The 20,109-nt window shown below is 68.2% G+C and carries 9 protein-coding genes; 4 read left to right on the forward strand and 5 right to left on the reverse strand.

Annotated elements, in window-relative coordinates; translation table 11 throughout:
* Positions 1-4 precede the first annotated feature (4 nt).
* Positions 5-5,851, reverse strand: a complete 5,847-nt coding sequence (locus tag ACS5NL_RS18675; protein ID WP_439355475.1) for a cadherin-like domain-containing protein — start codon at positions 5,849-5,851, stop codon at positions 5-7.
* A gap of 234 nt (positions 5,852-6,085) precedes the next feature.
* Positions 6,086-10,174 (reverse strand): DUF4347 domain-containing protein, encoded by a 4,089-nt coding sequence (locus ACS5NL_RS18680; protein WP_439355477.1) that lies wholly within the window; start codon positions 10,172-10,174, stop codon positions 6,086-6,088.
* A gap of 286 nt (positions 10,175-10,460) precedes the next feature.
* Here ACS5NL_RS18680 and ACS5NL_RS18685 point away from each other — a divergent pair, with 286 nt between their 5' ends.
* On the forward strand, positions 10,461-11,339 hold the full coding sequence (locus tag ACS5NL_RS18685) for an EamA family transporter (protein ID WP_439355478.1): 879 nt from the start codon (positions 10,461-10,463) through the stop codon (positions 11,337-11,339).
* Between the two features lie 85 nt (positions 11,340-11,424).
* On the opposite strand, the gene msrA is transcribed toward ACS5NL_RS18685, so the two are convergent.
* Complete coding sequence (msrA, locus tag ACS5NL_RS18690) at positions 11,425-11,964, reverse strand: peptide-methionine (S)-S-oxide reductase MsrA (protein ID WP_439355479.1); 540 nt, start codon at positions 11,962-11,964, stop codon at positions 11,425-11,427.
* 26 nt (positions 11,965-11,990) lie between these two features.
* Positions 11,991-13,073: a substrate-binding domain-containing protein gene (locus ACS5NL_RS18695; RefSeq protein ID WP_439355480.1), complete on the reverse strand. Its 1,083-nt coding sequence runs from the start codon at positions 13,071-13,073 to the stop codon at positions 11,991-11,993.
* Positions 13,074-13,322: 249 nt separating this feature from the next.
* Here ACS5NL_RS18695 and ACS5NL_RS18700 point away from each other — a divergent pair, with 249 nt between their 5' ends.
* Positions 13,323-15,023 (forward strand): NADH-ubiquinone oxidoreductase-F iron-sulfur binding region domain-containing protein, encoded by a 1,701-nt coding sequence (locus tag ACS5NL_RS18700; RefSeq protein WP_439355481.1) that lies wholly within the window; start codon positions 13,323-13,325, stop codon positions 15,021-15,023.
* Positions 15,020-17,815 (forward strand): formate dehydrogenase subunit alpha, encoded by a 2,796-nt coding sequence (fdhF, locus tag ACS5NL_RS18705; protein ID WP_439355482.1) that lies wholly within the window; start codon positions 15,020-15,022, stop codon positions 17,813-17,815. Before ACS5NL_RS18700 ends, fdhF begins: the two co-directional genes overlap by 4 nt.
* Before the next feature lie 60 nt (positions 17,816-17,875).
* On the opposite strand, the gene ACS5NL_RS18710 is transcribed toward fdhF, so the two are convergent.
* The gene (locus ACS5NL_RS18710; RefSeq protein WP_439355484.1) at positions 17,876-18,790 is read right to left on the reverse strand and encodes a LysR family transcriptional regulator; all 915 of its coding nucleotides are present in this window, start codon (positions 18,788-18,790) and stop codon (positions 17,876-17,878) included.
* Between the two features lie 112 nt (positions 18,791-18,902).
* Between ACS5NL_RS18710 and ACS5NL_RS18715 the strand changes: the two genes are divergently transcribed.
* Positions 18,903-20,090, forward strand: coding sequence for an acyl-CoA dehydrogenase (locus tag ACS5NL_RS18715; RefSeq protein WP_439355485.1), 1,188 nt, complete (start codon positions 18,903-18,905; stop codon positions 20,088-20,090).
* The last annotated feature ends 19 nt before the right edge of the window (positions 20,091-20,109 follow it).

A 20,109-nucleotide genomic window follows, 5' to 3' on the forward strand; every position in this document is an offset into this window, starting at 1 on the left:
GCGCTCAGGCGCGCAGGGCGCCGCGCGTCAGCGGCCGCTGGCCGAAACCGGCGGACCAGCGCGAGAGTTGCGCCCGCAGGCCCAGCGCCGCGCCGGCGCCGTCGCCGACATCCAGCGCATCGCTGGCGTCCAGCGCCGAGTAGATCGGCGAACTGTCGGTCAGCGCCCACGGCCCGCTGTGGGCCACAGGATGGTCCGCCGCGTCCGCGTCTGTGCTGGTGGCCACGCGAATGGCCGGCTCGGCCTGTGGTGCCACGGTCTCGACCGCCACCGGCGTCACCGGCGCGGCCACGGCGACCGACTGGTCGACCGAGTTGCGCAGCACCGCCTCCAGAGCCTGCATGCGCTGCACCCGCACCGGTTCCGCCGTGCCGCCCGCCGACGCCATCTTGGTCTCCGGGTCCGTGTGCGAGATCAGGTTGATCTGTGCCACCTGCTTGTCCACCGCCACCCCGTCAGGCTTGCCCACGTTGAGCGTGTGGACCCAGTTGGCGGGTGCCAGCGTGCTGGCGTCGACCGTGCCCACCGTGGCTTCCAGCACCCAGTCGCCGCCCAGGCTGGCGTCGCCCGTGGTGTCGGTCGAGGCGGCGACATCGGCCGAGGTGTACTGCGCCAGCAACTGCAACACGTTCTGCGCATTCGCGCTCGAGGCGAAGTCGCAGGCGTAGATCAGGATGTCGCCGTCGGCCGAGAGCGACGTGGCCAGCGTCTGCAACGCGGCCAGGTGGTAGGACTGCACCGAGTCGGCGTCGATGTTGGCGTTGCCCACCGTGAGATAACCGTCGCCGCCGTGGCTGACGATGTGCACCGCCGCCACGCCACTGCGACCGCTCAGGGCCGCGGCCATCTGCACCAGACCATCCTGGTCCAGCGTCAGAACCACCACCTCGCGGCCACCGGTTGCAAACGACTGCGGATCGGGCACGCGCGAGTCGACGAACACGATCTCGTTGGGATGGGTGGGTTCGACCGGTGTCACCGCCACGCCGTGCACGGTGACGGTCGCGACCGCGTAGCTCACGCCACCGTTGCCGTCCTGCACCGCGTAGGTGAAGCTGGTGTCACACGACTGGCCCTCGGCCAGATCGTCGAAATCCCCCGCCGGGTTGAAGACCAGGCGACCGCTGTCGTCGATGCCGAACAAGCCACCGTTGGAGCCGGCGGTTTCCACAAAGGGCACAACACCCAGGCTGTCGTCTTCGACATCGGTGTCGTTGTCTGCGGGGTTGCCCAGCACCGTCGCCACGTTGGCGTCCGCATCGTAGGCATCGGCCACGCCCACCGGGGCGTCGTTCACCCCCATGACCGTCACGGTGACCTGTGCCTCGGCCGAGCCGCCGTGGTCGTCGCTCACCACGTAGGTGAAGCCGGTGTCGCGGGACTGCCCCACCTGCAGGTCGTCGAAGTCGCTGCCGGCGATGAAGTACAGGGCACCGGAGTCGTCCGCAAACAGCGTCCCGCCACCGGACCCTGCCCCCAGCAGCGCCGACTGCGACAGAGTGTCGCCATCGTCGACATCGCTGTCGTTGGCCAGCAGGCTGCCCAGCGCCAGCGGTGTGTCTTCGTCCGCGATGAAGGTGTCGTCGCCACCGACCGGCGCGTCGTTGATGCCCTGCACCGTGATGGTCACGGTGGCCAGGGAGCTTCCGCCCTGGCCGTCGCCGAGGGTGTACTGGAAGCTGGTGTTGCGGCTCTGGCCCTCGCCCAGGCCGTTGAAGTCGCCCTGGGGGTTGAAGATCAGGTTGCCCGCGTCGTCGAACGAGAACACGCCGCCGTTGTCTCCGCCGTGCACCGCAGCCGTGTCGGCCATCACCACGCCGCCGTCGACATCGCTGTCGTTGGCGGTGACGCTGCCCAGCATGACCGCGGCGTCTTCATAGACGCTGAAGTCGTCGTTGACACCCACCGGCGCGTCGTTGACGCCGTGCACGGTGATGGTCACCGTGCCCACGGCCCGGGCGCCATCGCCGTCGCTGACCGTGTAGGTGATGCTGGTCTCGCGGGTCTGGCCGACCGCCAGGTTGTCGAACGCGCTGCCCGCCGCGAAGATCAGGTTGCCCGCGTCGTCGGTCCCGAAGCTGCCGCCGCTGCTGCCTGTGTCGCTGTCCAGCGTCATCGTGAGCGTGCTGGTGTCGGGGTCGCTGTCGTTGGCCAGCAGATCGCCCAGCAGAACGGCCCCCTCCTCGTCGGCATCGAAGACATCGTTGGCCGTCACCGGCGCGTCGTTGACACCCTGCACCGTGATGGTCACGGTGGCGGTGTCGCTGGAGCCGTGGCTGTCGTAGGCGGCGTAGGTGAAGCTGGTGTCGCGGGACTGACCGACCTGCAGGTCGTCGAAGTCGCTGCCCGCGATGAAGAACAGGGCGCCGGAATCGTCGGCAAAGAGCGTGCCTCCCGCGGAACCGGCCCCCAGCACCGCCGACAGCGACAGGCTGTCGCCCGCATCGACGTCGCTGTCGTTGGCCTGCAGGCTGCCCAGCGCCAGCGGCATGTCTTCATCCGCGATGAACGCATCGTCCCCCGCCACCGGCGCGTCGTCGATGCCCTGCACCGTCACCGTCACCGTGGCCACCGAACTGCCGCCCTGCCCGTCGCTGAGCGTGTACTGGAAGCTGGTGCTGCGGCTCTGGCCTTCGCCCAGGCTGTTGAACTCGCCGTTGGGGTTGAAGATCAGGTTGCCGTCGCCGTCGAACGAGAAGATGCCCCCGTTGTCCCCGGCTTGCACCACCGCGGTACTGGTGCTGACCACCCCGCCGTCGATGTCGCTGTCGTTGGCCGTGATGTGGCCCAGCTGGACCGCGTCGTCTTCGTAGACGCTGAACGCGTCGCTGGCGCCCACCGGCGCGTCGTTGGCGCCGTGCACCGTGACGGTCACGGTGCCGATCGCCTGTGCGCCCTGAGCGTCGCTGACGGTGTAGGTGATGCTGGTCTGGCGGCTCTGGCCCACCGCCAGGTCGTCGAAGGCGCTGCCGGCCACGAAGATCAGGTTGCCCGAGTCGTCGGTGCCGAAGCTGCCGCCGTTGCTGCCCGTCGTGCCGTTGAGCACCATGCCCAGGTTGCTGCTGTCGGGGTCGCTGTCGTTGGCCAGCGGGTTGCCCAGCCAGGCCGCTCCCTCTTCGTCGACGTCCAGCGCATCTCCCACCGCCACCGGCGCGTCGTTGGCACCCTGCACCGTCACTGTCACCGTCGCGCTGCTGCTGCCTCCATGGCCGTCGGACACGGTGTAGCTGAAGCTGGTGGTGCGGGTCTGACCAACCGCCAGGTTGTCGAATGAAGCGCCCGGAATGAAGACCACATTGCCCGAGTCGTCCAGACCGAAGCTGCCGCCGTTGCTGCCGGTGTAGCTCGGGAAGCCGATGCCGAGCGTGTCACCGTCCGGATCGCTGTCGTTGGCCGTCAGGTTGCCCAGGACCGTGGCGCCCGTTTCGCTGACCGTGTAGCTGTCGGCCACCGCCGTCGGCGCATCGTTGACACCGGTGATGGTGAACGTGACCGTGGCCGAGGAGTTGCCGCCGTGGCTGTCGGTGATGGTGTAGCTGAAGCTGTCGGTGGCGGTGGCACCGGCGGCCAGGCTGGTGAACTGGCCGTTGGGGTTGTAGACGTAGCTGCCGTTGGCGTTCATCGTCAGCAACGCGCCCGAGGGCAGCTCGATCGGCGTACCGGGCGTGAACTCGGTCAGGTTGACCTGCACCACCGTCAGGGCATCGCCATTGGGATCGGTGTCGGCGCCGAAGCCGTTGTTGCTCAGCACGCTGTCGCTGTGCGTGGTGTTGGCGAGCATCGCCTCGGCGTCGTTGTGCGCCACCGGCGGGTTGTAGTTCGGCGCCGTGATGTTGACGTCCACCGTGGCCGAGGCGACGCCGCCCAGTCCGTTGGAGACCTGGTAGGTGAAGGTGTCGTGCACGGCGCTGCTGCCGTTGCCGGTGACCGTGATCTGGCCACCCGCACCGACCGTGAGGTGGATGCCCGAGCCGAGCGTGATGCTCTGGCCCTGGGTCACGGCCTGGCCCTGGATCTGGGTCAGCGTCAGGTCGGCCCCGGCGAGGTTGTAGTCGTTGGCCGTGAGGTCCACCGTGATCGGCAGGTTGGCGGCGGTGGTGACGCTGTCGTCCTCGGCCACCACGACGGTCTGCGCGGAATCGGCGCGCACCAGCAGCCACGAGTCGTACACCGCATCGCCGGCGTCGGCGACCGCCAGCCGGATCGTGTTGACCTGACCCAGGTTGACGTTGAACGTCATCGGGATGGTGACGGTGAAGCCATCCATCTGGGTGTTGTAGGTGCCACCCGTGTTGTTGATGAACAGGGAGGGGTTCTGGGTGGTGTTGACGCTGTTGATGCCGATGGTCGATTCGCCGCCGGAGGCGTTGGGCACGAGCGACACGAGCTGCCCGTTGACCGTCACCTCCAGCACGTCGTTCATCTGGTTCACGTATTCGATGTACTCCTCGGAGCCGAACACGATTTCCAGCGTCATGCGTCCCGCGCTGCCGGCGGTGGCGCCCGGCGGCAGATCGGGAATGAAGCTGATGTCCAGGATGGCCGCATCGAAGGTGGCGTTGCCGGCCAGGGCATTGAGCGATGCATCACCGTCCACCCCCGGCGCGTCGCTGCCAAAGCCGCCGCTGCTGTTGGGCCCGGCAATGCCGGTGGCGCTGGTGCCGGTGGAGAGGATCGTTCCAGAGGTGAAACCCAGCACGTTGCTGCCGAGGGTGACGCCGGAGCCGGCGGAGAAAGTGCCGGACTGGCTGCCGCCGCCCTGGTAGGTGGCCGAGACCACGGTCACGCCCGCGCCCATGATGTTGTTGGCCATGCCCAGCGCGCCGGTGGTGCTCTCGGGTGTGAACGTGAAATCGAGCGCGTGGTTCCAGTTTTCGGGTGCCAGTGCGGCGGTGTCGACCGCGCCGGTCGACTGCTCCAGCGTCCAGTCGGCGCCGAGCGAAGTGCTGCCGGTGGCATCGGTCGAGGCGGCCACGTCGGCGCCCGTGATGTCGGCCAGCAGGTCCATCGCCGCCAGGCCCGTGCTGCCCGCGGCGTAATCGCAGGCGTAGATCAGGATGTCGCCGTCGGCCGTCAGCGACTGGCCGATGCTCTGCAGGTAGGCCAGTTGGGTCGACTGGATCGATTCGGTCGTGACCTCGGTGCTGCCCAGGGTCAGCACGCCGTCGCTGCCGTGGCTGACGATGTGGATCGCGTCGACGTCGCTGCGGCCGGCCAGCGCGTCTGCGATCTGCGACAGGCCGTCCTGCTCCAGCGTCAGCACCACGACCTCGCGGCCCTGGCCCTGGAACGCGGAAATGTCGGGCACGCGGCTGTCGACGAACACGATCTCGTGGCTGCTGGCGGCGGCGGGCTCGATGACAGCCAGCGGGGCGGTGGTTTCTTCGGCGCCGGTGGTGGTCGGGGAGGTGGTGACCGCCGTGTCGCGGGTGGTCTCGGTGCCGGCGAGTGCCGGGGTGGCCACCGGGCTGTCCGTGGTCGGGGTGTCGGTCTTGAGGTCGGTGGTCGTGACCACCGGTTCGGAAGCCGTGGTGACCACGGCGGGTGCTTCGGTGACCGCCGTTGCGGTCGGTGCCACGGTGGTGTCGGCCGGATGGTCCGCCACCGGAGCATCCGCCACCGGCGCTTCGGCGACCGGGACCGTGCTGTCCTGCTCGATCGCGGTGACCAGCAGCGCGCCGTCGAACACGATGCGCGTTTCCATCACCATCGCGGAACCCGACTGCTTGGGCAGTCCGGCGCGCACCGAGCGCGTCCGGGAGGTGCCCACGCTGTGAGCCATCGCCGACTCGGGGGCCGCCACGTAACAACCCAGGCTGGCGTTCCAGATCGATCGGTAGGTCTTGTTCATCGCGGTGATCTCCGGACCGGGCATCGATCTGCGGTCTGCAGATCCCCAAAACGGAATGCCGGTACACCTACCTCATCGGCAGGTGTCACCGCGAACTGAAACCAGAGCGGGGAAAATCTTGAGGAAAATCAACATTCAACGGGGATTGAATGCTTTGGTTGCAGCCCTTTTCGACCGACTGAAACCTCTTGCCTGACGCCGGGGTGGAACTAATTCACACCGGCGTCAGGTGCCTCAGGCGCGCAGGGCGCCGCGCGTCAGCGGCCGCTGGCCCAGGCCGGCAGACCAGCGCGAGAGCTGTGCCCGCAGGCCCAGTGCCGCGCCGTCGGTGAAGCCGACGTCCAGCACATCTCCTGCGCCCAGCGCCGAGTAGTCCGGCCGGCTGTCGGCCAGCGCCCACAGATCGCTGTGGACCGCGTGGCTGCCCGCGGCGACCGACTGGTCGACCGAGCTGCGCAGCACCTCCTCCAGGGCCTGCACACGTTGCATCCGCACCGGCTGGGCATCCCCACCGGCCACGGCCAGCTTCGTCACCGGCTCCGCATGCAAGACCAGGTCGATCTGTTGTGCCACCGGCTTGTCCACCGCCGTGCCGACGGGGGTGGCCATGTTCAGCGTGTGCACCCAGCCGGTCGGCACCACCGTCGTCGCCTCGACAGCGCCCACCGTGGCTTCCAGCGTCCAGTCACCACCCAGGCTCGCGTCGCCCGTGGTGTCGCTGGAGGCGGCCACATCGGCCGAGGTGTACTGCGCCAGCAGCTGCAGCGTGCTCTGCCCGGCCTCGCCCGAGGCGAAGTCGCAGGCGTAGATCAGGATGTCGCCGTCGGCCGTCAGAGAGGCCGCCACCGTCTGCAGCGCAGCGGCCTGGGTCGTCTGCACCGAGTTCGCATCGATGTTGCCGTTGCCCAGCGTGAGGTAGCCGTCGCCGCCGTGGCTGACGATGTGCACCGCCGCCACGCCGCTGCGTCCGCTCAGGGCCGCGGCCATCTGCGCCAGGCCGTCCTGCTCCAGGCTCAGCACCACGACTTCGCGGCCATTCACCGCGAACGACTGCGGATCGGGTACCCGCGCATCGACGAACACGATTTCGTTGGCATAAACAGGCTCGCCACCCGCGTCCCCATTCATCACGACCGGCACAGGCGGGTCCACCGGCGTGACGGCCACACCGTGCACCGTGACCGTCACCGTCGCGCTGGCCACCCCGCCGTGACCATCCTGCACCTCGTAGGTGAAGCTGGTCTCGCACGACTCTCCCTGGGCCAGGTTGTCGAACGCACCGGCCGGATCGAAGCTCAGGTTGCCGCCCTCGTCCATGCTGAAGATCCCGCCGTTGCTCCCCGTGCTGGCCTCGAACGCCACCAGGCTGAGGCTGTCGCCTTCGACATCGGTGTCGTTGTCCACCGGGCTGCCCAGCACGCCGGCCATGTTGGCGTCCATGTCGTAGGCATCGGCCACGCCCACCGGCCGGTCGTTGGCTCCCATCACCGTCACCACCACCTGCGCCTGCGTCGAGCCCCCGTGCTGGTCGTTCACCGTGTAGGTGTAGCTGGTGTCGCGGAACTGGCCCACCTGCAGGTCGTCGAAGTCGCTGCCGGCGATGAAGAACAGCGCGCCGCCGTCGTCCACCGCGAACATGCCACCGCCCACACCGGCCGCCGAGCTCAGCTGCAGGCTCAGGCCATCGCCCTCGTCGGCATCGCTGTCGTTGGCCAGCAGGCTGCCCAGCACCATCGGCATGTCTTCGTCCACCACGAAGTTGTCGTTGCCCGCCACCGGCGCGTCGTTCATGCCCTGCACCGTCACCGTCACCATGGCCACCGAACTGCCGCCCTGTCCGTCGCTGAGCGTGTACTGGAAGCTGGTGCTGCGGCTCTGGCCTTCGCCCAGAGTGTTGAACTCGCCGTTGGGATTGAAGATCAGGTTGCCGGCGTCGTCGAAGGAGAAGACGCCGCCGTTGTCCCCGGCTTGCACCACCGCGGTACTGGTGCTAACCACCCCGCCGTCGATGTCGCTGTCGTTGGCCGTGATGTGGCCCAGCTGGACCGCGTCGTCTTCGTAGACGCTGAACGCGTCGCTGGCGCCCACCGGCGCGTCGTTGGCGCCATGCACCGTGACGGTCACGGTGCCGATCGCCTGCGCGCCCTGAGCGTCGCTGACGGTGTAGGTGATGCTGGTCTGGCGGCTCTGGCCCACCGCCAGGTCGTCGAAGGCGCTGCCGGCCACGAAGATCAGGTTGCCCGAGTCGTCGGTGCCGAAGCTGCCGCCGTTGCTGCCCGTCGTGCCGTTGAGCACCATGCCCAGGTTGCTGCTGTCGGGGTCGCTGTCGTTGGCCAGCGGGTTGCCCAGCCAGGCCGCACCCTCTTCGTCGACGTCCAGCGCATCTCCCACCGCCACCGGCGCGTCGTTGGCACCCTGCACCGTCACCGTCACCGTCGCCGTGTCGGTGGCGCCCTGATCGTCCGTCAGGGTGTAGCTGAAGCTGGTGGTGCGCGACTGGCCGACCGCCAGGTCGTTGAAGGCGCTGCCCGGCGCGAACACCAGGTTGCCGGAATCGTCCTGGAAGATGGTGCCGCCGGCGCTGCCCGTCGTGCTGTTGGGGCTGATCGACATCAGGCCACCTTCGGTGTCGCTGTCGTTGCCCATCAGGTTGCCCAGCGGGGTCGCGCCTTCTTCGTTCACGGTGACGGCGTCGTCGACGGCGTCGGGTGCGAAGTTGATGGCCCCGGTGAAGGAGGTGATGCGCACTTCCTGGTCGTTCATGGCCCCGCCAGTGGCGCCCGTCCAGCCGAAATGGACCGTGTCGCCGGAACCGAAGCGGCCCGCCGAGACCAGCCCGGAGGCGCTGCCCATCGACACGCCGTTGAACGAGTAGGACAGGGTCTGCGTGGACGCCGTCCAGGTGACGGTCACCGGATACCAGACGCCGTTTTCAATGTTGCCCAGGTCGGAGGCGCCCACGAGGATGTCGGACATGTTGTCGGAGTCCCACATGGCCGTGTGGTCGTTGACCAGGTCCGGCGCGCCGTTGTAGTAGGTGTCGAACTCGATCACCACACCGTCGACGATGCCCTGGGCGCCCAGGCCGCCGCCCATGAAGCCCAGCGCCTGGGCGCCGGCCGGATCGTTGTGCATGATGAAGGTCACGCCGTCCGCACCCGCGTCGCTGGTGCCCAGGTAGACACTGAACGACAGGCTGAAGTCGGTGTTCAGTGCGACCTCGAAGGTGGATTGCGCGGCGCCGCTCTGGCTGCCGGCGTTGGGCGTCAGGCGGATGGTGTCGGACGACACCGACGTGGCGCTGCCCGAAATGGTCAGGTGCGAGGCCAGGACACTGCCGGTGTAGGTGGCCAGTTCGCCCTGCCAGCTGGGCAGGTCGATCGCCTGCACGTCGACGGTGCCGGTGGATTGTTCCAGCGTCCAGTCGCCGCCCTGTGCGGCATTGCCGGTGGTGTCCGTCGAGGCGGCCACGTCGGCGCCCGTGATGTCGGCCAGCAGGTCCATCGCCGCCAGGCCCGTGCTGCCCGCGGCGTAATCGCAGGCGTAGATCAGGATGTCGCCATCGGCCGTCAGCGACTGGCCGATGCTCTGCAGGTAGGCCAGCTGCGTCGACTGGATCGATTCGGTCGTGACCTCGGTGCTGCCCAGGGTCAGCACGCCGTCGCTGCCGTGGCTGACGATGTGGATCGCGTCGACGTCGCTGCGGCCGGCCAGCGCGTCTGCGATCTGCGACAGGCCGTCCTGCTCCAGCGTCAGCACCACGACCTCGCGGCCCTGGCCCTGGAACGCGGAAATGTCGGTGACCCGGCTGTCGACGAACACGATCTCGTGGCTGCTGGCGGCGGCAGGTGCAATGACGGCCAGCGGGGCCGGCGCCGTGTCGGCGGCGGTGGTCGACACCTCGGTGGTCGCTGCCGCCTTGGTGTCGGTCGTCGCGGCCGGCTCGGTGGTGCTGCCCGTGTCGGTCGTTGTCGCGGCGGGTGCGGTCGCGGTGGTGTCGGTGGGGGCCGTGACGGTCGGTTCGGCGGTGGCCACGGTGGTGGTGTCGGCCGGATGGTCCGCCGGGTGGTCGGCCACCGGCGCCTCTGCCACCGGCGCTTCGGCGGCCGGGACCGTGCTGTCCTGTTCGATCGCGGTGACCAGCAGTGCGCCGTCGAACACGATGCGCGCCTCCATCACCATCGCGGAACCCGACTGCTTCGGCAGTTCGGCCCGCTCCGCCCGCGCCCTGGAGGTTCCTGCGCCGTGCGACACCGCACTTTCGGGGGCCGCCACGTAGCAGCCCAGGCTGGCGTTCCAGATCGATCGGTAGGTCTTGTTCATCGCGCTGATCTCCAGACCGGACATCGACCCGCTGTCTGCGGGTTCCCAAACGGAATGCCGGTACACCCACCTCATCGGCAGAGCGCGCGTCAGACTGAAGTCAGAACCTTTAAAAAGTTGAGGAAAATCAACCTATTTCCGCGATTTAATGCTTTGGTTCCCTGCCCGGCGGAGCAACTGAATCCTCTTGCCTGACGGCCGGAGGGAACTGCGTCACGCACTCTTGTTACAAGTTGTCGCAAACCTCGCCCGATACACTGCCCTCCCCACCCGTCCGGAGCCCCCTTTGCCGCTGTCCCACCTCCTCCTGGCCCTTGCTGTGGTCTTTGTCTGGGGAACCAATTTCGTCGTCATCCGCTGGGGGCTGGACGGTCTGCCACCGTTCCTGTTCGCCACGCTGCGCTTCGCGTTTTCCGCCCTGCCCTGGCTGCTGTTCGTGCCGCGACCGACCGCCCCCTGGACCAAGATGGCGGCATTCGGCGTGCTGCTGGGGGTGGGTCAGTTCGGCCTGCTGTTCCTCGCGATCCAGGGCCACATCTCGCCCGGCCTGGCCTCGCTGGTGGTGCAGATCCAGGTGTTTTTCACCATCGGCCTGTCGCTGCTGCTGATGCGCGAGCGCGTGCGGGGCTTCCAGGTCACCGGCCTGCTGCTGGCGATCGCCGGCCTGGGCGTGATCGCCGCGCACCTGGACGCCACCGTCACCCTGCTGGGCCTGGGTCTGGTGATGGGCGCGGCGTTTTTCTGGGCCTGCGCCAACGTGGTGGTGAAGTCGCTGGGCCCGGTCAACATGCTGCACTTCATGGTCTGGAGCAGCGCCTTTGCGGTGCCCCCCCTGCTGGTGATCTCGCTGCTCACCGAGGGCACGCCCGCGATCACGGCGGCGCTGCAGCACGCCGGGGCGCTGGTGTGGGGCAGCGTGCTCTGGCAGGCGCTGGGCAACACGCTGTTCGGCTACGGCGTCTGGAACTGGCTGCTGGCCCGCCATCCGGCCGCGACGGTCACGCCGCTGGCCCTGCTGGTGCCGGTGTTCGGCATGGGTGCATCGGCCCTGTCGCTGGGCGAAGCGCTGCCGGGCTGGAAGCTCGGTGCGGGCGCGCTGGTGCTCAGCGGCCTGGCCGTGATCGTGCTCTGGCCGAGGTTGCAGGTAAGGCTGGGCAGGACTTGAGCACAACGATCCGCCGCCGGGCCGCCCCAAGGCGGATCAGCCCCCGTGGGGGCAGCGACCCGCGCAGCGGTGGAGCGTGGGGGCTCTACTTCGCGAGACGGGCGAACGTCTTGCGGAACTTCGCCACCTTCGGCGCGGCCACCACCATGCAGTAGCCCTGGTGCGGGTTGCGCTCGAAGAAGTCCTGGTGGTAGTCCTCGGCGGGCCAGTAGCTCGCCAGCGGCAGCACCTCGGTCACGATCGGGCGGCCGAAGGCGTTCTCGGCCGTCAGTTCGTCGATCAGCGACTGGGCGGTGGCGCGCTGCTCGTCGGTCGTGAAGTAGATGCCGCTGCGGTACTGCGTACCGACGTCGTTGCCCTGCCGGTTGAGCGTGGTCGGGTCGTGGACCACGAAGAAGATTTCGAGAATCTCGCGGGTGCCGACCTGCGCCGGGTCGTATTCGAGCTTCACCACCTCGTTGCAGCCGGTGGTGCCGGTGCACACGTCCTCATAGCTCGGCCGTGGCACCTGGCCGTTGCTGTAGCCGGACTCGACGTCCGTCACGCCACGCACCTCTTTGTACACACTCTCGGTGCACCAGAAGCAGCCACCACCGAGCACCAGGGTCTGCTTGTCCACAACCATCTCCTTGAAAGTGGCCGACCGGCCATTCATTCGTCGGCAACGAGCGCCGGGTAGACCTCACCCAGCGCCGCCGCAGCACCCGATATGGAAGCATCGTAGCCCGGGAGGTCCTGCAACGTGGCACGGAAGCCGGGATCCCGCAGCAGTGCGAGGACTTTGCGCAGCGCGGGCGAGTCCATCACGTCGTTGCGGCAGAGCAGGAAATAGCGCTCGCTGGCCACAGGCACGAAGTCCAGCCGGAACTGGCGGGCCGGCGGCTCCAGCCCGAAGCCGACGTCGGCCATCCCGCTGGCCACATAGGCCGCGACCGCGGCGTGGGTGTACTCGCCGTGCTCGAAGCCGGCGATCTGCATCGGGTCGATGCCCTGAGCCTGCAGCAGACCTTCGAGCAACAGGCGCGTGCCCGAGCCGGACTGCCGGTTGATGAAGCGGACCCCGGGACGCGCCAGGTCGGCCAGCGCAAACAGTTCTTTCGGATTGCCGGGCCGCACCATCAGGCCCTGGCGCCGCTTGGCGATGTCGACCAGCGTCAGTCCCAGCCCTTGCAGCCAGGGCCGGTAATGGGCCAGCGTCATCGCTTCCATCGCCCCGAGGGGAATGTGCAGCCCGGCCACATCGCATTCCCCATCGCGCAATGCGGCCACGGCGGCCGAACAGCTCGCGTAGGACAGCGCCAGCGTCAACCCGTCGGCCGACAGCCGCTCGATCAGTCGCTCCACCGCGAAGCCGTGGCTCGCGTGCACGCGCAGGGCCGGGGGCGACTCGCGCAGCGCATCGCCCAGTTCTTCGGCCAGCTCCGAGGACAGCGACTCCAGCACCGGGCCCAGGCGGGCGTGGATGCGGCGGTCGGCCCAGACGATGCGCTCGCCCAGTTCGGTCAGGGTCGAACCCTTGCCGCGTTCCATCAACAGGAGCGGCGCGCCGAACTGGGCCTCACCCTGGCGCACCAGGTCCCAGGCCCGCCGATAGGACAGCTCCAGCCGGCGCGCGGCCAGCAACAGGCTGCCGGATTCGGACACCTGCACCAGCAACTCGATGAGGCGGGTCGGCAAGGGGGGCTGGTCGGGGGACTGGATGGTCCAGACCGGGCGGATGGAAACCTGCTTCATCGGGTTATCACTTAGGAAGCCGACTGCCGATGCATTGGCCTGCGGGCTTCATATTGAGCAATTCACACAAGGCCGCGATCATGCGAGCCATCACGAACAGGATCATTCTCTCCCGAACGACAGCCCCCACCAATCATGAGTACCACCGATTCCCGGCGCATTGACGCATGAATCCACCAACACCGCGACCAGACCGACGTGCAGCTGCGCGCCGCCAGGGCCGTCTGATTCGCCCTTGGGCCTGCATCGATGAACGCACGAACCATCCCCATCCAGCCGGTCCCGGTCACGCGCCAGCGCCGGCGTGAGGCGCCCAAGGGCCGCCAGGTCGACCCGCAAGCCGCTCGCGAGGTGGCGGCGCTGATCGGAGAGGCGGCTACCCAGCGCGACCTGCTGATCGAGCACCTGCACAAAATCCAGGACCACCACGGGCATCTGAGTGCCGCCCACCTCGCGGCACTGGCCAAGGCCATGGGGCTGGCGCAGACCGAGGTCTACGAGGTGGCGACCTTCTATCACCACTTCGATGTCGTCAAGGAAGCACAGACGCCCCCCGCCGCATTGACCATTCGCGTGTGCGACGGCCTGAGTTGCGAGATGGCCGGTGCGCGCGATCTGCTGGAGCGCTTGCCGGCCATTCTCGGCAAGGACGTCCGCGTGATCCCGGCACCCTGTGTGGGCCGCTGCGAGCAGGCGCCCGCGGTGGTGGTCGGCCAGCACCCGGTGGCCGCCGCCACGGTCGACACCGTCGCACGCGCGCTGTCCGAAGGCCGCACGCGCGACGTGCCCTCGGGCCATGTCGACCTGGATGCCTACAAGGCGCAGGGCGGCTACACGCTGCTGCAAAGCTGCATCAACGGCGAACGCGAAGTCGAAGACGTCATCAAGGCGATGGAGGATTCCGGCCTGCGCGGCCTGGGTGGCGCCGGCTTTCCTGCCGGGCGCAAGTGGCGCATCGTGCGCAACGAGCCAGCGCCGCGCCTGATGGCCGTGAACATCGACGAAGGCGAGCCCGGCACCTTCAAGGACCGCCACTACCTCGAGCGCGACCCGCACCGTTTCCTGGAGGGCATGCTGATCGCCGCCTGGGCGGTGGGCATCCACAAGTGCTACATCTACCTGCGCGACGAATACCACGGCTGCCGCGCGCTGCTTGAGCAGGAGATCCAGCGACTGCGCGACAGTCCGCCCTGGCCCGGCATGCCGGAGATCGAGCTGCGCCGCGGTGCTGGCGCCTACATCTGCGGAGAAGAGTCCGCGATGATCGAGTCCATCGAAGGCAAGCGCGGCATCCCGCGCCTGCGGCCGCCCTATGTCGCGCAGGTGGGCCTGTTCGGGCGCCCGACGCTGGAGCACAACTTCGAGACGCTGTACTGGGTGCCGGAAATCCTGCACAAGGGTGGCGCCTGGTTCGCGGCGCACGGCCGCCACGGCCGCAAGGGGCTGCGCTCGTTTTCGGTCTCGGGCCGTGTGAAGGAGCCTGGCGTCAAACTGGCGCCGGCGGGCATCACCATCCGCGAGCTGATCGACGAACACTGCGGCGGCATGGCCGAGGGCCATCGCTTCTACGGCTACCTGCCGGGTGGCGCATCGGGTGGCATCCTGCCGGCATCGATGGGCGACATCCCGCTGGACTTCGACACGCTGCAGCCGCACGGCTGCTTCATCGGCTCGGCCGCGGTCGTGGTGCTGTCGGACCACGACACGGCCACGGCGGCGGCGCGCAACACCATGCGCTTCTTCCACCACGAATCCTGTGGACAGTGCACGCCGTGCCGCAACGGCACGGCCAAGGTCTCCGCGCTGATCGAGCACGACCACTGGGATCTGGAACTACTCGCCGACCTCTCGCAGGTCATGCGTGACGCATCGATCTGCGGCCTGGGCCAGGCCGCGCCCAACCCGGTCGACAGCGTGATCCGGTATTTCCCGCAGGAGCTGAAGCCATGAATGCACGTTCGACGATCAGCTTCAGCCTCAATGGCCGCGATGTCTCGGCCTTGCCGGGCGAGCCCATCATCGAGGTCGCCAGGCGCGTGGGCATCGAGATCCCGCACCTTTGTTACCAGCCCGGCCTGGAGGCCGTGGGCAACTGCCGCGCCTGCGTCGTCGAGATCGGCGGCGAGCGCACGCTGGCCCCGTCGTGCTGCCGCCAGCCCACCGCAGGCATGACGGTGGTCACCGACAGCGAGCGGGCGCTGAAGTCGCAGAAGCTCGTCCTGGAGTTGCTGCAGTCGGACATGCCCGAGGCCGACTACACGCGCCACAACGAGGTCGACCACTGGTCGGCCAGGCTGGGCGTGGGCAAGCCGCGCTTCGGCGCGCGCGCACAGCCGCAGGCCGACACCTCGCACCCGGCCATCGCGGTCAACCTGGATGCCTGCATCCAGTGCACACGGTGCCTGCGCGCCTGCCGCGATGAACAGGTCAACGACGTCATCGGCCTGGCCTTCCGGGGCGACCAGGCGAAGATCGTCTTCGACATGGGCGACCCGATGGGCGGATCCACCTGTGTGGCCTGCGGCGAGTGTGTCCAGGCCTGCCCGACGGGCGCGCTGATGCCGGCACGCGACGCGGCGCTCGGCGTGCCCGACCGCGAGGTCGCTTCGGTCTGCCCGTTCTGCGGTGTCGGCTGCCAGCTGACCTTCCATGTCAAGGACGACCGCATCCGCTACGTCGAGGGGCGCGACGGGCCGGCCAACCACGGCCGGCTGTGCGTCAAGGGGCGTTACGGATTCGACTATGCGCATCACCCGCACCGGTTGACACGGCCCCTGATCCGGCGCGCCGACGCGCCACCCAAGTCGGCCGACTTCGTGATGGACCCGGCACGGGTGATGGACGTCTTCCGCGAGGCCACCTGGGAAGAGGCCCTGAACTTCGCCGGCGGCGGCCTCAAGATGATTCGCGACCGGGACGGCCCCCAGGCACTGGCCGGGTTCGGCTCGGCCAAGGGCAGCAACGAGGAAGCCTATCTCTTCCAGAAGCTCGTGCGCACCGGTTTCGGGACCAACAACGTCGATCACTGCACCCGCCTGTGCCATGCCTCGTCGGTGGTGGCGCTGCTGGAAGGCATCGGTTCGGGTGCCGTCAGCAACCCGGTGATGGACGTGCTGCAGGCCGAGGTGGTCATCGTCATCGGTTCCAACCCGACGGTGAACCACCCCGTGGCGGCGACCTTCATCAAGAACGCGGTCAGGCAAGGCACCAAGCTGATCGTGATGGATCCGCGTCGCTCCGACCTGGCGCGCATCGCGCACCGCTTCCTGCCCTTCAAGCCCGACACCGACGTGGCGATGCTCAACGCATTGCTCAACGTCATCGTCAACGAGGGTCTGGTCGATGAGGCCTTCATCGCCAGCCGCACGATCGGCTACGAAGAACTGTGCGCCAACGTCGCGCCGTACACCCCCGAGGCGATGGCACCGATCTGCGGCATCGACGCAGAGACGCTGCGCCACGTCGCTCGCCTGTACGCGCGCTCCAAGGGTTCCATGATCCTGTGGGGCATGGGCATCAGCCAGCACGTGCACGGCACCGACAACGCGCGCTGCCTGATTGCCCTGGCACTGGTCACCGGCCAGATCGGGCGCCCGGGCACCGGCCTGCACCCGCTGCGTGGCCAGAACAATGTGCAGGGGGCGTCCGACGCGGGCCTGATCCCGATGATGCTGCCCGACTACCAGCACGTCAGCCGGCCCGAGGTGCGCGAGCGCTTCGAGAAGGCCTGGCAGCTGGCGCCCGGCACGCTCGACGACAAGGTCGGACTGACGGTGGTGGAGGTGATGCACGCCATCCAGCACGGCGACATCAAGGGCATGTACATCGAAGGCGAGAACCCGGCGATGTCGGACCCCGACGCGAACCATGCCCGCGAATCGCTGGCGGCGCTCGAGCACCTGGTCGTGCAGGACATCTTCCTGACCGAGACGGCCTACCTGGCCGACGTGATCCTGCCGGCCAGCGCCTTCCCGGAGAAGACCGGCACCTTCACCAACACCGACCGCATCGTGCAGATGGGACGACAGGCCGTTCCGCCGCCGGGCGATGCGCGCCAGGACCTGTGGATCATCCAGGAAATCGGCAAGCGCCTGGACCTGCCGTGGAACAACGACCACGTCAGCCAGGTGTTCGATGAAATGCGGCTGACCATGCCCAGCATTGCCGGCATCACCTGGGACCGGCTGGATCGCGAGCATGCCGTGACCTACCCTTGCAGACACGAAGGCGATCCCGGCGAGCCGGTGGTCTTCACCGACAGTTTTCCGCGCGAAGAAGGCAAGGCGCGCATCGTGCCGGTCGACATCATCCCCGCGGCAGAGCGACCGGACGCCGAGTTCCCGATGGTGCTCATCACCGGACGGCAGCTGGAACACTGGCACACGGGAAGCATGACGCGGCGCGCGAGCGTGCTCGATGCCATCGAGCCGGACCCGACGGCGCTGATCCATCCGCTGGACCTGGCCGCAATGGGCATCCAGCCGGGCGACGTCATCACGATCGAGTCCCGACGTGGCCGCGTGACGCTGTGGGCGCGCGCAGACGAAGGCACGCCGCAAGGCGCCGTCTTCGTCGCGTTTGCCTACTACGAGGCCGCGATCAACAAGTTGACACACGCTGCGCTGGACCCGTTTGCCAAGATTCCGGAGTTCAAGTATTGCGCCGTCAAGGTGACCCCGGGTGGAACGCCACCCGAGTTGAGCAGCTACGGGGGTGGGCAGTTGCTGGCGTCGCGCGCGTAGTCCCCGCAACGGAGCGGCGAGCGATCTGCGGAGCCTTGTCTGGCGGCGGCTCCGCAGCACTCATCCATGGGTGAGCGGCGCTGCGACTTTCTGCACCGTGCCGATGAAAGCGCCCAGCGCGCCCTGGGCCCCGCCATCCCGGCCTGTGCGTTCCGTGCGCCACAGACAATGTGTGTCGTAGGGGGCCAGCGGCCTATCCAGCGGCAGGAACACCACACCGGGCAGCCCGGCCTGCTGCAGCGCGGCCGGCACCAGGCCCACGCCCAGGCTCTGCGCGATCACCGAGACCACACTGAGCCAGTGCCGCAGCTCGAAGGCCAGCGACGGCTCGAAGCCGGCGTCCGCGCAGGCCGCGAGGATGCGGTCGTGGTAATCGGGCGAGACAGCACGCATCACGATGGCGAACGCATCGCCCTTCAGCTGGTCCAGCGACAGCTGCTTCTTGCGGGCCAGCGGGTGCGTTGACGGCAGGCAGGCCATGAAAGGCTGGCTCGACACCAGGATCTGCGAGAAGCCCGCCGGCACGCGCGTGGTGTGCACGAAACCCAGGTCCAGCCGGTCGTGCACCAGTTCCACCAGCTGCTCGCTGCTGCTGAGTTCGCGCAGCGCCAGCCGCAGCTTCGGGTGCGCGGCGGCGAAATCGCGCAGCACCTGCGGCAGGCCGCGGTAGAGCACCGTGCCGGCAAAGCCGATCTGCAACTGCCCGGCCAGCCCCTGCCCCACGTCGCGCGCCTCGCGGGCGGCCTGCGCCGCCTGCTCCAGCAGCGCCTGCGCGCGCGGCAGAAACGCCAGCCCGGCGGCCGTGAGCGCTACGCCCCGGCTGTTGCGCTCGAACAGGCGCGCGCCCACATCGGCTTCGAGTTGCTGGATGTTGAGCGACAGCGGCGGCTGCGTCATGGCCAGCCGCTGGGCCGCGCGGCCGAAGTGCAGCTCCTCGGCGAGCACGGTGAAACAGCGCAGGTGGCGGAATTCCATGAATACGCCTTATGTATTGATCAATCGGTAATCAATATTAGACAGCTATTCATGCCGCCGCGACAATCCGTCCCAACTTCAGTTTCATCCCCATTCACCGGAGACCCGCACCATGGCATCGAACAAAGCCACTTTCAGCTGGGAAGACCCCTTCCACCTGAGCGCCCAGCTGACCGACGACGAGCGCCAGGTGCAGGACGCCGCCCGCGCCTACTGCCAGGAAAAGCTGCTGCCGCGCGTGCAGCTGGCCTTCCGCAACGAAACCACCGACGCGTCCATCTTCCGCGAGATGGGCGAACTGGGCCTGCTCGGCCCGACCATCCCCGAGCAGTACGGCGGCGCCGGCCTCAACTACGTTTGCTACGGCCTGGTGGCGCGCGAAGTGGAGCGCGTGGACTCCGGCTACCGCTCGATGATGAGCGTGCAGAGCTCGCTGGTGATGGTGCCGATCAACGAATTCGGCACCGAAGCGCAGAAGCAGAAGTACCTGCCCAAGCTGGCCACCGGTGAATGGATCGGGTGCTTTGGCCTGACCGAACCCAACCACGGCAGCGACCCCGGCAGCATGATCACGCGCGCCAAGAAGGTCGACGGCGGCTACAAGCTCAGCGGCGCCAAGATGTGGATCACCAACAGCCCGATCGCCGACGTGTTCGTGGTCTGGGCCAAGGACGACGGCGGCCAGATCCGCGGCTTCATCCTGGAAAAAGGCTGGAAGGGCCTCTCCGCCCCGGCCGTGCACGGCAAGGTCGGCCTGCGCGCCTCCATCACCGGCGAAATCGTCATGGACGAAGTCTTCGTGCCGGAAGAAAACGCCTTCCCCGAGGTGCGTGGCCTGAAGGGCCCGTTCACCTGCCTGAACAGCGCGCGCTACGGCATCGCCTGGGGCGCACTGGGCGCCGCCGAAGACTGCTACTTCCGTGCCCGCCAGTACGTGCTGGACCGCCAGCAGTTCGGCCGCCCGCTGGCCGCCAACCAGCTGATCCAGAAAAAGCTGGCCGACATGCTGACCGAAATCAGCCTGGGCCTGCAGGGCTGCCTGCGCCTGGGCCGCATGAAGGACGAAGGCACGGCCGCCGTCGAGATCACCTCCATCCTCAAGCGCAACAGCTGCGGCAAGGCGCTCGACATCGCCCGCGTGGCGCGCGACATGATGGGCGGCAACGGCATCAGCGACGAGTTCGGCGTGGCGCGCCACCTGGTCAACCTCGAGGTGGTCAACACCTACGAAGGCACGCACGACGTGCACGCGCTGATCCTGGGTCGCGCGATCACGGGGATTGCGGCGTTCGCGAACTGATTCGGTTCTCGCTTCCCCA

Source organism: Hydrogenophaga sedimenti, assembly GCF_051857515.1.
In the GTDB taxonomy this organism is placed as follows: domain Bacteria; phylum Pseudomonadota; class Gammaproteobacteria; order Burkholderiales; family Burkholderiaceae_C; genus Hydrogenophaga.

Coding starts and splice junctions, on each gene's coding strand:
- ACS5NL_RS18675 (WP_439355475.1), bottom strand. CDS start 5,851: ATGAACAAGACCTACCGATCGATCTGGAACGCCAGCCTGGGTTGTTAC.
- ACS5NL_RS18680 (WP_439355477.1), bottom strand. CDS start 10,174: ATGAACAAGACCTACCGATCGATCTGGAACGCCAGCCTGGGCTGCTAC.
- msrA (WP_439355479.1), bottom strand. CDS start 11,964: ATGGTTGTGGACAAGCAGACCCTGGTGCTCGGTGGTGGCTGCTTCTGG.
- ACS5NL_RS18695 (WP_439355480.1), bottom strand. CDS start 13,073: ATGAAGCAGGTTTCCATCCGCCCGGTCTGGACCATCCAGTCCCCCGAC.
- ACS5NL_RS18700 (WP_439355481.1), top strand. CDS start 13,323: ATGAACGCACGAACCATCCCCATCCAGCCGGTCCCGGTCACGCGCCAG.
- fdhF (WP_439355482.1), top strand. CDS start 15,020: ATGAATGCACGTTCGACGATCAGCTTCAGCCTCAATGGCCGCGATGTC.
- ACS5NL_RS18710 (WP_439355484.1), bottom strand. CDS start 18,790: ATGGAATTCCGCCACCTGCGCTGTTTCACCGTGCTCGCCGAGGAGCTG.
- ACS5NL_RS18715 (WP_439355485.1), top strand. CDS start 18,903: ATGGCATCGAACAAAGCCACTTTCAGCTGGGAAGACCCCTTCCACCTG.